The organism is Candidatus Eisenbacteria bacterium (assembly GCA_016867715.1).
Classification (GTDB): Bacteria; Orphanbacterota; Orphanbacteria; order Orphanbacterales; family Orphanbacteraceae; genus VGIW01.
On record VGIW01000036.1, the window covers coordinates 1 to 14207 of the forward strand.

Below are 14207 nucleotides of genomic sequence, written 5' to 3' on the forward strand. Positions count from 1 at the left end.
CTCTCTCCTCGCGGGCGGACGCGAATCGGGTTCGAAACGGCCTGCAGCGCGCCTCCCTCTTCGACCACACGGATCGTGTGGAACCCTGGGGTCTCGAAACGGACGGGGAACGAGCGGGCTCCTTCGTCCTCCGGCCGGAACTCGCGGTTCACCGGCAATCCCGTCGTCTCGGGTCCGTGCGAAAAGAGGACGGTCCCGCGATAGTCCGCCGCCTGATTCCCGAAGCGGTCGAGGGCGGCCACGGTGACGAGCGTCGTCTCGGCGGCCTCCGCTTCCCCCTTCACGTAGATCCTAAGCTGCGCCGCAGGCGCGGCGCGCACCTCGATCGATGGGGAGCGCGCGATCTCCTCATGATAGCCGTCCCCATCCCCGTCCACCTTGACGAGGAACTCCTGAACCGACTCCGCGTAGGAGTCCGCTCGCGCCCGCGCTGCGGGAGCGCTTCCTGCGAGCGTGTCCCCGTACACGAAACGGAGCGTGTCGCCCGCCGCGAGCCTCCCCCCGACGATCCGCGCGCGGACATAGTGGAAGCCCGGGTCGGCGTGCGCTTCGAACCGCACCTTAGGGTTCGAACAGGTCACGGCGCTGTACCCGGGGAGCGACGGGGCCGCCATCTGCGGCTCGGTCCAGTCCCAATAGAGAGGAAGATGAACAACGACGCCTCCTCCCTTGGCGATCCCCTCGTTCCCCGCGGCGTAATGGATCGTCCACGTGCCGTGCGATCCGGCTTCGACCGGGCCCTCGGGCTCGATCGTCGCGGTCCCCTTCCCGTCGCTCGCGCGGGAGAGGATCGATCCCCCGAAACCCGCGTGCCGCGGCCGAAAGAGAACAAACAGAAGAACGAGCAAGCCCGCGATCGCGAGCGCGAGAACAAGAGGAGCGCGACCGACCGGGCGCCCGGCGAGCATCCATCGTGGCATCCGTCTCCCCCCGAGGCCGCGCGACCCGTGCGCGGCGCCTCTCGCTCTCTTCCGATCGTACGCGAAGCGAGCGGCCCGCACAACGAGCGGCCAACGCGGAGCCCGCGCGCCCCCAAGGAAACGCTCTTGGATCGATGGTTCTAACTCCTGGACTAACAATTACTTACGTGGCTCTCTTGACTTCTGTTCGAGGCAGGGCTATACTTACCCGCAGAGAAGAAGGCGAAAAGCCCTGCGACTGTCGTCTTCTCGCATCTCCGGTGTAGCTTCGGAGTTCTCTCTGGTCAGCCGGGGTGAGACGATCGCTGGATGCGGGGCTTTTCTTTTCCTGGTGCCGCGCGGGGAGTCCTCTTCCGCTTCGAACCTCTGATCCTCTCGCGGCCGCCCGGTCGCCCTCAATCGGAAAGCACGCACTTCTCCTCTGGTGCGGTTCCGATCGTGTCCTCCCCGTCGTTCGCCGTCTCTCGCTCGATCCCGTAGCGCGCCAGCTTGTTCTTGAGCCCCTGTCTCGAGAGGCCGAGCTCGCGCGCGGCTCGGGTTTTGTTTCCACCCGTCCGATCGAGGACCTCGAGGATCTCCGACCTCTCCAGTCGATCGAGCTTCTCCTGCAAGGTGGCCGGTTCGGGAGAGGACTCCCGATAGCCGTTCCGGATTCGCTCCGAGAGATGCCGCCGGTCGAGGACGATTCCGGGCTCCGCGAGGGCGACCATCCGCTTCAGCTCGTTCTCGAGCTCGCGCACGTTTCCCGGCCACGGGTAGCTCTCGAGGAGAAGCGCGACCTCGTCGCTCACGCCGGCGACCGGCTTTCCGAAACTCTCGGCGAGCCTCGGGAGGAGCGCGCGGACGAGAAGGCGGACATCCCCCTGCCGCTCGCGGAGCGGGGGGAGCACGATCGGCACGACGTGGATCCGATAGAAGAGATCCTCTCGGAAGCTCCCGCGGCGCGTCTCCTCGCCAAGATCCTTGTGGGTCGCGGCGACTAGGCGAAAACGGACCGGGCGCGGGGTCGCGTCGCCCACCCGATAGATAATTCCCTCTTGAAGGACCCGAAGCAGCTTCCCCTGGATCGCGGGCGACAGATCGCCGATCTCGTCGAGGAAGAGCGTCCCCCCCGCCGCCTCCTCGAAGATCCCCTTCCGGTCGCGGAGCGCGCCGGTGAACGCCCCGGACACGTGCCCGAAAAGCTCGCTCTCGGCGAGCGTCTCGCAGAGGGCCGCGCAGTTCAGCGCGAGGAACGGGCGCGCGACGCGGCCGCTTCTCTCATGAAGCAGGCGGGCGAGGAGCTCCTTTCCGGTGCCGCTCTCCCCTTGGAGGAGGACCGGGACGGGGGTCGGGGCGACGCGGCCGATCGTATCGAGCAGGCGAAGGAACCTGGGGTCCCCCGTGATGATTCCCCGCGGGCAGCCCATCCGCGCAGCCTCCTCCCGCGCCGTTCCTGCAGGACCCGTGCCGGGCCCGATCTCCCCTCGGCGCGCCCCGCCGCCCCGGATTGCGCGAAGTCCCCCGCGGTCGCCCCGGAAGCCGGGTTCCCCGGGACCGGGCGCCCGCCCCTCGGCGCCCGCACCGCGCCCGCGCACGGAGGGTTGCGCGTTCCCGGTTTCAGGCCTCAGGGCGCATGCTCGATATCGCAGGGATTCAGGTATTCCGGACGTGCGCTCGGTCTTCGGGAGAGCGGCTCACGATTCGAGGCGGCGGAGAAGAGCGGAGAGGGAGTCGGACGTCTCCGCGTCGAGGCCCTCGCGCTTCAAGAGCTCCCGGATCCGATCCGCCGCTTCCGACTTGCGGTCGAGCCGAAGGAGAAGCTGGATCCGGTTGAGGTAGGGACCGATGAACGTCGTGTCGAGGCGGATCGCAGCGTTGAACATCTCGAGCGCGCTTTCCCACGCGTCCGCCTTCTCGAAGAGGAGCGCGAGGTTCAAGTAGGCGGGCGAGAAAGTCGAGTCGGCTCGAATCGCGAGAAGATAGGCCGCCATCGCCTCGTCCCACCGCTCGAGATCCTCGTACGCCATCCCCTGATTCAGGTAAGCCTCCGTGAAGGTCGGGTCGAGCTCCGTGGCGCGCCCCCACGACTCGATCGCCGGGCCCAGCCGCTTCATCATCGCCAGAACGTTCCCCCGGCGGTAATGCCCTTCAGCGAAACTCGGTGAGATGAGGAGGAGATGCTCCCATTCGCTGAGAGCGAGCGCGTACTGCTCCCCCGCCTCGAGGCTTCTCGCCAGATAGTAGCGGACCTGGAAGTCGCGGGGCTCCTCTCTCGAGCAGCCGTCGAGAAGATCGATGGCCTCCGGAATGCGCTCTTCTTGAAACGCGCGGATGCCGTCTTCTTTCCGTTGTTCGAACGAAGGTCCGCGCGCGCACCCCGTGAAGAGAACGAGCAGGGAGAGAGCCGCGGCGAGGGTGCGGGCGGAGCTTCTCACGCTCTACCCGCCCCAGATGAGACGGTGAAGGAGGACAAGGACGGCGAGGATCGCGAGCGACCAAACGACGGTCGGGAAGTCGATGTCGTCCGTCTCGCCGGTCCCCCGTTCGGATGTCGACGGGGCCGGCCTCTCGCGCTCGGGGCGCTTCTTGTCCTTCTTGGCCAACGGGAGCCTCCTCTTGTTCTTATCGTAGGGAGGAGCGGCGCGGCGCGTCAATCGGAATGTGCGTCGCCGTGTCTTCCGAGCTGACGGGCGATCGCCCGGAGCTTCGAGGCGTACTCGCGGTAATCCGAAACGATGCGCGAAGCCTGGCTCGATCCGACGTCCGCGGCGACCCTCTTGTAGAGCGCGACGAGACGCACCTGCCGGTCGTGCGCCGGACGAACAACCTCCTCGAAGACGTGATCGAGGTCCGCGACGATCCACCGAAGGGCGTCTTGAATGGACGCGTGCCCGATCGATTCGAGCAGCCGGCGCCCTTCCTTGTCGAGGCGGAGAATCTCTCGGTAGCGCCGCTCCGCGCCCGCGGTCATCGCCTTCTGCCTCGCGACGATCTCCTGCTCCTCCTTGAGGAGCGCGCCGACCCGCCGGAGAGCGGCCGCTTGATCGTCGAAGCGCGCGCTGTTCGCTTCGGTTGATGGGAAACTCCCCTCGCGCGTCTGGCGGAACGCGCGGTCGATCCACTCGCGGTCGACCTCGACACGGAAGATCTCGGCCGCTTCCCGGAAAAGACGGCGCCTCTCTTCGACCGTCTCCCGTTTCAATGTGCGGGCGAGGACCTCGACCGCATCGACGTACTTCTCGACCTCTCCCCGGCCCGGGTCCCCCGCCGCCCGGTGGATGCGAAGAAGCCGGCGGATCGTCTCCACGACGCGCTCTTTCTCGCGGGGGGCGAGATCCTCGAGCGGGAGGGTTTCGAGGATCCGATCCTCCGGAGCGCGGGAGCGCTCGGCGCTCGCCGCGCATGGGAGAAGAACGAGAAGCGCGAGAACCGCGATCACGAAGACGCTCCCGGCCGCGCGCATCTCAAACCGCCTTTCCGTTGCGAGGGTCCTCGTCCCCCTCGATCCGATACTTCTCCATCCGGTACCCGAGGATCCGCCGCGTGACGCCGAGAAGCTTCGCGGCTCGCGTCCGGTTCCCCCCGGTTCTCCGAAGGGCCTGCACGATGAGGTCTCTCTCGACCGCTTCGAGATCGATCCCTTCCTCGGGGAGCTGAAAGAGCGCCTCGGAAGCGCTTTCTCCCCCGCCGGCGATCTTCTCGGGGAGATCCTCGAGGCGGATGATCGAGTCCCGGCTCATCAGGAACGCGCGCTCGATCGTGTTCTCGAGCTCGCGCACGTTCCCAGGCCACTCGTAGCTTCGGAGCGCCCTCATCGCTTCCGGATCGACGCCCTTGATCGCGCGCTCGAAGGAGGCGTTGAAGCGGGCGAGGAAGTGATCGACGAAGTGGGGGATATCCTCGCGGCGCTCGCGGAGCGGCGGGATCTCGATCGTGACCACGTTCAGCCGGTAGAAGAGGTCCTCGCGGAAGCGCCCCTCGCGGACCGCCCGATCGAGGTCGGCGTTCGTGGCCGCGACGATCCGAACGTCGACCTCGATCATCTCGCGCCCGCCCACCCTCTCGATCCTCCGATTCTGCATCGCGCGAAGAACCTTCGCCTGCGTGGCGAGGCTCATGTCGCCGATCTCGTCGAGGAAGAGCGTGCCGCCGTTCGCCTGCTCGAACTTCCCCTCGCGCCGGTCGACTCCGGTCGCGACCCGCTTCTCGATCCCGAAGAGCTCGCTTTCGAGAAGGGTATCGACGAGGGCCGCGCAGTTCACCTCCACGAAGGGCCCCGCCTTCCTGGGGCTCGCCCGATGGATCGTGCGGGCGATCACCTCCTTCCCCGTGCCGCTCTCCCCGCGAATGAGGATCGTCGAATGGGTGCAGACGACGCGAGGAAGAAGCTCGTAGACCCGCTGCATCTTCGCGTTCTCCCCGACCACGATGTCGTCGAAGACGAGGGGTCGCTCCGGGCGCGGGGCGGGGCCTTTCTCCGCTCCGCGCTCCGCCCGCCGTTTGGCGATCACGCGGACGCGCTCTCGAAGGTCCGCGATCTTGATCGGCTTGATCAGGTAATCGTACGCCCCGCCGCGGATCGCGCGCGCGCCCGTCTCGATCGTCGCGTATCCGGTGACGAGGATCACGTCGGCGTCCGGCGACTTTTCCTTTACGTGTCGAAGAACGGACAGGCCGGCCTCGTCGGTCTCCATCTTGAGGTCGGTGATCACCAGATCGAACGAGGTCTCGCGAAGCCTCGCGTCGGTGTCCCGCAAGGAGCCGGTTCTCTCCACCGCGTGCCCGTCCTTCTCGAGCGCGCGGGCGATGAGGTCCCTCATCTTCGGCTCGTCGTCCACCACGAGAATGCGCATCGATCCGTCCTCTAGAGCGGAAGCCCGAAACCGATCGAGGCTCCGCGCTCTCTGCCGTCTTCAACGAAGATGTAACCGCCGTGGCTCTTCACGATCCCGTGGACGATCGAGAGCCCGAGCCCGGTTCCGTTCCTCTTCGTCGTGAAGAAGGGATCGAACAGCTTCCCCCGGGCCTCGTCCGGGATCCCGGATCCGGTGTCGGTCACGCGCACTTCCGCGTAGGCGCGCGCGCCGGTCCCCTCGGCGAGGATGCGCGCCGACGGGGGGGGGCGCCGGCGCGTCTCCACTGCGATCTCCACCTCGCCGCCCCCCTCTCCGATCGCGTCCTTCGCGTTGCCGATCAAGTTGAGAAGAACCTGCGCGATCCGGCTTCGGTCCATCTTCACGCGGAGGTCTCCGCTCGGAAGCGAGAGGAGCATGCGGATCCCCCCCTCGCGAAGGTTCGGTTCGAGGCGCCCGGCGGTTTCCCTCACGAGGCGGAGGAGATCCTCCCGCTCGACCCGGAGGCTCGCCGGCTTCGCGAAATCGAGGAAGTGGTCGAGGAGCTCGCTCAGCCGATCGACCTCCTCCGTGATCTGTGAGGCGTAGGCGCGCTCTCCGGCGCGCGGGTCCGCCTCCTCGGCGAGCATCTCCGCCGAGCCGCGGATGATCGCGAGCGGGTTGCGGATCTCGTGCGCGAGGCCTGCGGTCAGCGTGCCGAGCGCGGCGAGTTTTTCGGCGTTCTGGATCTCCTGTTGGAGAGCGACGAGGCGCCGCGCGTTCCGGTGAACGAAGATCCCGAGGCCCCCCGCGAGGGCCGCGCTGAGGAGCGCGCCGAGAAGGAGCGCCTCCCGCGCGGGTTCGAGCCCCCCGAGGAACTCCGCGCTCGCGTCCACGCCGACGACCGCCCGGAGCTCGTTCTCCACGAGAAGCGGAACGAACGCGCTCTGGAACCGCTCTCCGTCGATTTCGTGGACCGGAAGGCCGACCGGCCGGCCCTGCCAGAGCGGCTCCATCTCCTCGGAATCCATCGCGACGAGCGGGTTCTCCTCCCCCACCGAAACGCCGGGCCGGGCGTCGAGAAGGCTCCCCTCGTAGGGCGCGAAGAGGAAGACGTTGTCGAGGCCTGACTCGTCTCGAATGCGCGCGAGGCGCTCGCGCGCCTCCTGGTAGGCGTCGGTCTCCTCGTCCCCGGGCCGGAACGCGAGCACCGCCTCGCGGTCGATCTGCGCGGCGACCGCCTCGGCCACGGTGACGAGCCTCTCCTGATGGATCGTTTCCACGGCCCCCTTCGCCCGGTGAAAGAGAACCCATCCTCCCGCGTTGATCGCGAGAAGGGTGGCGAGGACCAACCCGAGGGTCAAGCGAACCTCGATGCTCGGGATCGAGGGCTGCCTTTCTCCCGGGCTCATGCGTCCAGCCTCCGTACCGTCTGACCCGCAAGCTCCATGCCGCGTGCGACTCCCGGATCTTCCCCTACGATCTCTTTTCGTTCCATCGACATGGGGCCTTGAGCCCCTACGAGAAGCGAGCGCTCCGCGGCCCAGACGACCCCCGCCGCACGAGATCGTACGCGGCGCGCGGTCCGATCGACGGATTCGGAACACGCACCAGGCGGAAAGAACAGGGCTAGGGGAGCTTGAGGTGAAGCTTGTACTCGGTTCCCGGATCGGCCGAGTAGATGTAGCGCAGAGGCTTCAGGATCCGCATGTCGATGAACTCGGGGCATCCGATGAGGGGGATGTAGCGGCCGTTCATCGGGGAGCAGGAGCGGCACCGAGTGCAGGTGCGCTCACACGCGCAGCAGAGGCAGTACTCGCAATCGTGCGTCTTTTCCGCTCGCCCGGCCGATCCTCTCGCTTCCGCTTGCTCGCCCATGAACCTCTCCCGACCGCCGATCCTAGAGGCCGCCCGTCGGCGCGTCAAGGCCCATTGTAGCAGATCGGGGGGAGGGGTTCCTACCGGATTCGGTAGCGCTCGAGCTTGTTGAGAAGGCCGCGGCGCGAGATCCCGAGGCGCCGCGCCGCGCGCGACTTGTTTCCGCCGCAGCGGTGGAGGGCCTCCTCGATCATCTGGCGCTCGATCCGCTCGACCACATCGCCGAGCGTACCCGCTGCGGGGGCGATCGCCGCGGTCCGCGTGATCTCGGGCGAGAGGTCCTCCGGACGGATCGGGGAGTTCTCCGCCCCGATCGCGACGATCCTCTCGATCTCGTGGTCGATGTCCCGCACGTTCCCCGGCCAGTCGTAGGCGATCAGGTAGCGCATCGCCTCGGGCGAGAACCCGTCGAACCGCTTGCCGGCCCGCGCGGCATGTTTCGAGAGGAAGTGCTCGGCGAGGATCGGGATGTCTTCCTTCCTCTCGCGAAGAGGCGGCAGGTAGATCGAGACGACGCGGAGGCGGTAGTAGAGGTCTTTCAAGAACCGCTCGTTCTCCACCTCGGCCCGAAGGTCCTTGTTCGCCGCGCAGAGGATGCGAACGTCGATCGCGATCGGTTCGTTCGCTCCGACCGGCTTGATCTCCTTCCGGTCGACGACCCGAAGGAGCGCGTCCTGGAATCTCCGGCTCGCCTTGTCGATCTCGTCGATGAAGACCGTCCCGCCGGTGGCGCGCTCGAAAAGGCCGGTCTTCGATTCCTTCGCGTCGGTGAAGGCTCCCCGGCGGTGCCCGAAGAGCTCGCTCTCGAGGATGTCCTCCGAGAGCTCGGCGCAGTTCACCGTGACGAAGGGCTTTTCCCCGCGAGAGGAGGAGAGGTGAATCGCGCGGGCGAAGAGCTCCTTCCCCGTCCCCGTCTCCCCCTGAAGAAGGATCGTGGCGGTTGAGTCGCGAAGCTTCTGCACGGTCTCGATGATCTTGAGGACGCGCGGGCTCTGCGTGATGATCTGCTCGAATCCTTCCCCGATCCCGAGCCGCCTGCGGAGCCTCGTGTTTTCCTTGAGGACCTCTTCGCTGCGAAGATCCTGGAGAGTGCCCAGGACGATCGAGGAAAGGGCGACCGCGAAATCGAGCTCATCCTGTCCGAAGGGGGCGCTGCCGCGCGGCCGGTCGAGGTAGATCCCGCCTTTCGAGTCCTCTCCCACCCCGAGCGGGATGGTGAGCGCCGAACCGACCCGCTCGAGCCCCGGCAGCGAGGGATCGAAGCGGGGGTCGTGCGGGGGATCGGTCGAGTAGACCGGGCGCCCGCCGTTCTGCATCGCGTGGCGAACCGCGGCGCACGCGATTTTCGCGACCCCGTTCGCCTCGCCGCTCGCGAGGATTCTCGTTTCCGGCGCCTCAAGGGCCCCTCCGGCGGCGGAGGGGACGACCAGAGCGAGGCGCTCGGCCGCCGTTCGTTCGAGCAGGAGATCGAGCGTGAAGGCGAGGCGCTCCCCGTTGTCCGCGATCGAGCGGATCCGCTGGAGGAGTAGGTTGAAGGTGGAAAGGCTGTTCGATTCGGAGACGGAGCTTGTGACGATCAGGCGGTCCGCCTTCGCTCGCGCCTCGCGGAGGCGCGCCCTCTCCTCATCGGTCCCCTGCTCCTCGATCCCCGCGTGGATTCGCTCGATGATCTCGATCGCGAGATGCCCCTCGCCGCGGGAGACGGCGAACTCGGCCCGGAGAAGATCCGCGAGGGCCGCCTCGTAGGTCGCGCCTGTCTCCCGGAAGGACTCCGCCGCCCCGCCGAGCATCTCCCGCGCCTCCCCGACCCCCGTGCGTGTCGCCCGGGCTGCCTCCCCGAGACCCACGATCGTGAGAGCCTGTTCGTAGCGCGCCCCGATTTCCGTGAAGAGGTCCAGCGCGCCGCGGAAGCATCGCGCCGCACGCATGGGACGCCCGCGGCGAAGATCGAGGCCTCCGATCGCCCGGAGAACGGCCGCCGTCTCGAAGCGGTCCCCGATCCTCCGCGTCCGCGCGAGGGCGGCGCGGAGGTCCGCGAGCGCTCGCCCGGCCTCCCCCCTGCGCGCGTAGGCCTCGCCCCGGCGCCGGAGGATCTCGGCGACCACATCCCCCTTCTCGTCGAGGGTCTTCGCGAGCGCGAGGCCTTCGGTCAGGATCCGCTCCGCCCGCTCGAGCTCGCCTCTCTGGAGGTACAGCTCGCCGAGGTACTCGTGGCAGAGCGCCTCGCACCGCCGATGGTCGTTCTCGCGGCTCGCCCGGAGCGACTGCCCGTAGAGCTCCTCCGCCTTTCCCCATCTCCGGGTCGCCCGATAGTAGTGGGCGAGGTTGAGATAGCCGAGGGCGACCTCCCACTTGTTCCCGAGCTCGCGGAAGATGCGGAGCGCCTCCTCCCAGCTCTCGCGTGCGACCTCCCAGCGGCCCCGCTTGAACTCGATGATCCCCAAGTTATTGAGCCGTATACCGATCGACAGCTTGTTGCCGAGCTCCCTGGCGACGGCAAGCGCTTTGTTCTGGAACTCCGCTGCCTCCGCGAGATGCCCCCGGTTCTTGCAGACGAGGGCGAGGTTGTTCCAGCACTTTGCCATCCCCTGTCGGTCGCCGAGCGCGCGAAACACGGCGAGGCTCGCCTCGAACGCCTCGCGCGCCTCCTGTGTCTCGCCTGTGCGAAGGCCAACCATACCGAGCGAACGAAAAGCCTCGGCCAGCTCCGGCGACATCGTCTTCGCGCGGAGAATCGCGAGCGCCTCGCGGGCGTCCTCGGCGGCTCGGTCGTACACGCCCATGCGAAGGTAGACATGGGAGCGTTCGCTGAGGATCCGGGCCTTCTGGACGGGCGATTTCTCCTCGTCGCTTCCCTGGAGCGCGAGGTTCAACATCTCAAGCGCCCGGTCGAACTCGCCGGTTCCGAGAAAGCAAGTCGCCATCTTGAGGGCGGTCTGGGCGACGAGATCGCCCGAGCTCCCGCGCACCGCGATCTGGAGGATCTGGGAGTAGTACTCGAGGGCGGTAGGGAGCTCTCCGGCTGTCTGGCAGAAGTCGGCGAGCTCCTCCAGGAGGTTCATGTGATCCTGGGGAGTCCCTTTGGAGGCGCCCGAGCCGGCATCCCGGCCCTGCAACGCCCTAAGGATGTTCCGGTTCCAGTCTTCCACCATCGCTTCTCAGGGACCGTCTTCCGGCGGTCCCTCCCCCGCTTCTCTTCGCGCCGCGGTGCGGCTAGAAGAGAAGGAACAGCGTCTCAACGATCCGGCCGACGAGGAGCCTCCAATCCGAGACTTCCATCGGCACCGCGACCGGACCGTCACCACCCGTGAAAGGCGAAGTTCGTCTTTCGGGGATGTCCCCATCCCCCGAGTGGGAGAACACCGTGGCGGGGATGAAAAGCACAAGGAGAAGTACGAGAACCCCGATGCGTACTCGCCGTTTCATCGATCTCTCTCTCCCGGGCGTCTCACCTCTACTCCCACTCTAAACCGTTTCGGGCGTCCTGTCAATCCGCTGGGGGAGAATCGATTAGGGGGACCCGCCCGAAGGATGCCCCCGTAGGCCGCGAGACGCGGCCGCAGCTGGAAACGTGTGCATCATCCGGGCGAGACCGCCGCGCGCGCGAGGAGGATGAGACGCGGCGATTTCTCCCCGAATGCTCCCCCCTTGTAGTCCCCGAAGCGCTCCGTAACCGCGAACCCCGCGCGCATCATCATCGCGTCGATTGCCCCGGGATCGTAGAGACGGAGCCTCTCCGTCCAGCTCTCTCGAACCGCGCCCCGCTCGTCCAGAAGCGCGATCTCCTTGCTGAGGACGCGCGCGGCGGGATCGTACGCGCGGGTCTCCCGGAACCTCTCTCCCGCCGCCGTGCGCTCTCCCCGGGGGATCAGACGGGAGAGGACGTTCTCCGCGTTCAAGTAATCGAAGAGGAACCAGCCGCCCGGGCGAAGGACGCGAGCGATCTCCCCGAGCGCCCGCTCGTCGTCCTCCGGACATTCGAAATAGCCGAAGGAGGTGAACATGTTGAGGATCCCGTCGAACGCGGACGCGAGGAAGGGGAGCCGCCGCATGTCGGCGCGCGCCACCGGTCCGAAGCGGCGGGCATCGGCGAGGAGAGCCTCCGAGAGGTCCGCGCCCCAGGCTCGCGCCCCTCGCGCGCGAACCGCGTTCATGTGACGGCCGGCCCCGCACGCCACGTCGAGAACAAGCGTCCCCCCCAGCGGAACGCGTCCCGCGAGGAGGTCGATCGCGCGCGCCGCCTCCTCGTCGTCCCGGTGCGCGTAGAGCCGGGCGTAGCGGGCGCCGAACGCCTTCCGGTACCAGGGCTCGTTCACGCGCTACTCCGATCGAAGAGACTCGGCGATCCAATCGAGGTACGCGGCGTTCCCCCCATCGATCGCGAGGGCGAGGATCTCCGGGACTTCGTAGGGATGGTTTTCCCGAACATGCGTCTCGACGCGGTCGAGGAGGTCTCGGCTCGTCTTGATCAGAAGGAGCGCCTCATCGTCCGCGTGCACTTCCCCGCGCCAGCGGTAGGTCGAGCGGATCGGCTCGATTCGGTTCACGCAGGCGGCAAGCCGCGAATCGACGAGAGAGCGCGCGAGCGCCTCGGCCGCGTCGCCGAGGGGCGCGGTGACGAGAACCAGCGCGAAGCGATCTCCTTCCCGCATTCTTCCTCCCGCCGTCAGGGCTCCCATCGGACCGTTCCCGTTCCCGGGACCACCTCCCCGATCGCGAGCGCCCCTTCCCCGGCCGTGCGGATCGCCTCGTCCATCGACGAACGGGGCGTCATCGCGACAAGGCCGATCCCCATGTTGAAGACATGAAACATTTCCATCTCATCGATCGCTCCCCGCTCGCGGATGAGATCGAAGATCGGCGGAACGCTCCAGGCGCCCTTTCGGATCCGCGCGTCGCATGATGGAGGGAGCGCGCGCGGAACGTTGTCGACGAGTCCGCCCCCGGTAATATGCGCGAAGCCCCTCGCGTGACCCGCTTCGAGGAGCCTTCGGATCGGATCGAGGTAGCAGAGGTGCGGCCGGAGGAGCGCCTCGCCGACCGTCTCGCCGAGTCGATCCGGCCGGTCGTCGAGCGATCCGCCCTCCTCCAGGAGGACCTTGCGCGCGAGCGAATACCCGTTCGTGTGGAGGCCGCTCGAGGGGAACCCGAGGATCGCGTCCCCGGGCCGCACGGCCGACCCGTCCACGATCCGATCCCGCTCGACGATCCCGACGAGGAACCCCGCGGCGTCGTACGTCCCCTTCGGGTACACGCCCGGCATCTCCGCCGTCTCCCCTCCGAGGAGCGCGACGCCGCGCCGCCGGCACGCGTCCGCGAAGCCGCCGACGAGCGGAACGAGCACCTCGGGAGGGAGAGAATCCCCCGCGAGGTAGTCGAGGAAGAAGAGGGGTCTCGCGCCGAGAACGGCGATGTCGTTGATGCAGTGGGAAACAAGATCCTCGCCGACGTCCCCGTGCCGGCCGGCGGCGGCGAAGAGAAGGACCTTCGTGCCGAGGCCGTCCGTGGTCGCGACGAGCGCGCGCCGTTCGTCCCCGGGGATCGCGTGCAGCCCGCCGAAATGCCCGACGTCGCCGAGGACCATCGGGCCGAACGTGGAGCGGATTCTCTCCTTCAGCGCGCGCAGCGATTCGTTGACGGCGTCGATGTCGACGCCGGCCCGGCGATAGTGCAAGGGGTCATCCTTTCCCGTCCGGCGATCCTAGGACGATGAGGGTTCCGGTCCCGCGACGAACTCGGTGCCGGTCGCGGGTTCGAGGCGGCCCATGTAGCGGTTCACCGCGTCGAGGGCGGCGAGAAGCGCGGCGAGGTTCGGGTCGCGCGAGACGAGAGCGGATCCGAGAAGCGGGATCGATCGTCCGGATTGCACATGATCGACCTGCACGAACACCGCGTCGTGCGATCCGATCTGCGCGCGCTGCACGCTGCCGATCTGGAAGCTCCCCTCGCGCAGGAACTGCGCGATCCCCTGAAGCGCCGCCTCGACCACAGCCCGCGCCGGATCGGACGAGAGGGTGAAGCGCGCCCTCCCGAATCCCTGGAATCGTTCCTTTCCGAGCGCGACCTCGACCTCCCCCCCGTCGGGCGTGAGGTTGATCTGGAGGCGGAGAAATCGGAGACGCGCGCCCGCCCTCTCGCGAGTTTCCGTCGCTCCGGGCGGGGCGGGGCGCGGGCCCGGATAGCGGGCCACGCTCACCTTCTTGTGATCGATGCGGACGCCCATCGAGGCGAGGAGAACCGTCTCGATGTCCCGAATGATCTGCTTCGGGTGGCGCTCCTCGGAGGAGACGACGTGGATCTCGAGAACCTCTCCGTCCCGTCCCGTGACGACCCGGCAGCCCATCACCCCCCCGAGCTGGCGGATCTCCGCTTCCGCCTTCGCCACGTCCTCCTCTGGGTTCCGAAACTTCGCGGTCGTGTCTTCTTTCATCGCCTTCGACGGTGGGGCGAAAGAGACGCCGACACCGCTCGTTGGAGAGAGAGGGCGCGGCGGGCGGTTCTTTGCCGATGTTCGGACTTCTCGACGGATTTCGGGCCGCGGCGTGGAGCGCGGGTCGCGCGCGCGGAACGCGCGCCCCATCCCGGCTCACCCAAT

General features: G+C 67.7%; 14 protein-coding genes. All 14 read right to left on the reverse strand.

What is annotated here, in order from left to right; genetic code table 11:
- Positions 1–920, reverse strand: a 920-nt coding sequence (locus FJY73_07880; GenBank protein ID MBM3320578.1) for a hypothetical protein, incomplete at its 3' end; no start/stop codon positions are given.
- Between the two features lie 395 nt (positions 921–1315).
- Positions 1316–2329: a sigma 54-interacting transcriptional regulator gene (locus FJY73_07885; protein ID MBM3320579.1), complete on the reverse strand. Its 1014-nt coding sequence runs from the start codon at positions 2327–2329 to the stop codon at positions 1316–1318.
- A 267-nt stretch (positions 2330–2596) separates the two neighbouring features.
- Entirely contained in the window at positions 2597–3337 is a 741-nt protein-coding gene (locus FJY73_07890) for a tetratricopeptide repeat protein (GenBank protein ID MBM3320580.1), read from the reverse strand.
- A gap of 3 nt (positions 3338–3340) precedes the next feature.
- Positions 3341–3505: a hypothetical protein gene (locus tag FJY73_07895; GenBank protein ID MBM3320581.1), complete on the reverse strand. Its 165-nt coding sequence runs from the start codon at positions 3503–3505 to the stop codon at positions 3341–3343.
- A 47-nt stretch (positions 3506–3552) separates the two neighbouring features.
- Positions 3553–4365 (reverse strand): hypothetical protein, encoded by an 813-nt coding sequence (locus tag FJY73_07900; protein MBM3320582.1) that lies wholly within the window; start codon positions 4363–4365, stop codon positions 3553–3555.
- Position 4366: 1 nt separating this feature from the next.
- Positions 4367–5755 (reverse strand): sigma-54-dependent Fis family transcriptional regulator, encoded by a 1389-nt coding sequence (locus FJY73_07905; GenBank protein MBM3320583.1) that lies wholly within the window; start codon positions 5753–5755, stop codon positions 4367–4369.
- An 11-nt stretch (positions 5756–5766) separates the two neighbouring features.
- Positions 5767–7146, reverse strand: coding sequence for a hypothetical protein (locus FJY73_07910; protein ID MBM3320584.1), 1380 nt, complete (start codon positions 7144–7146; stop codon positions 5767–5769).
- 217 nt (positions 7147–7363) lie between these two features.
- Positions 7364–7612, reverse strand: coding sequence for a hypothetical protein (locus FJY73_07915; protein ID MBM3320585.1), 249 nt, complete (start codon positions 7610–7612; stop codon positions 7364–7366).
- Positions 7613–7692: 80 nt separating this feature from the next.
- Positions 7693–10674 carry a sigma 54-interacting transcriptional regulator gene (locus FJY73_07920; protein ID MBM3320586.1) on the reverse strand — a complete coding sequence of 994 codons (2982 nt, stop codon included), beginning with the start codon at positions 10672–10674 and terminating at the stop codon, positions 7693–7695.
- 151 nt (positions 10675–10825) lie between these two features.
- Positions 10826–11038, reverse strand: a complete 213-nt coding sequence (locus tag FJY73_07925) for a hypothetical protein (GenBank protein ID MBM3320587.1) — start codon at positions 11036–11038, stop codon at positions 10826–10828.
- A 152-nt stretch (positions 11039–11190) separates the two neighbouring features.
- Complete coding sequence (locus FJY73_07930) at positions 11191–11928, reverse strand: class I SAM-dependent methyltransferase (GenBank protein MBM3320588.1); 738 nt, start codon at positions 11926–11928, stop codon at positions 11191–11193.
- Between the two features lie 3 nt (positions 11929–11931).
- A complete protein-coding gene (locus FJY73_07935) occupies positions 11932–12264 on the reverse strand; it encodes a divalent-cation tolerance protein CutA (GenBank protein MBM3320589.1) in 333 nt (110 codons plus the stop codon).
- Between the two features lie 14 nt (positions 12265–12278).
- Entirely contained in the window at positions 12279–13286 is a 1008-nt protein-coding gene (locus tag FJY73_07940) for a phosphoribosylformylglycinamidine cyclo-ligase (protein ID MBM3320590.1), read from the reverse strand.
- 27 nt (positions 13287–13313) lie between these two features.
- Positions 13314–13997 (reverse strand): hypothetical protein, encoded by a 684-nt coding sequence (locus FJY73_07945; GenBank protein MBM3320591.1) that lies wholly within the window; start codon positions 13995–13997, stop codon positions 13314–13316.
- Positions 13998–14207: the final 210 nt, after the last annotated feature.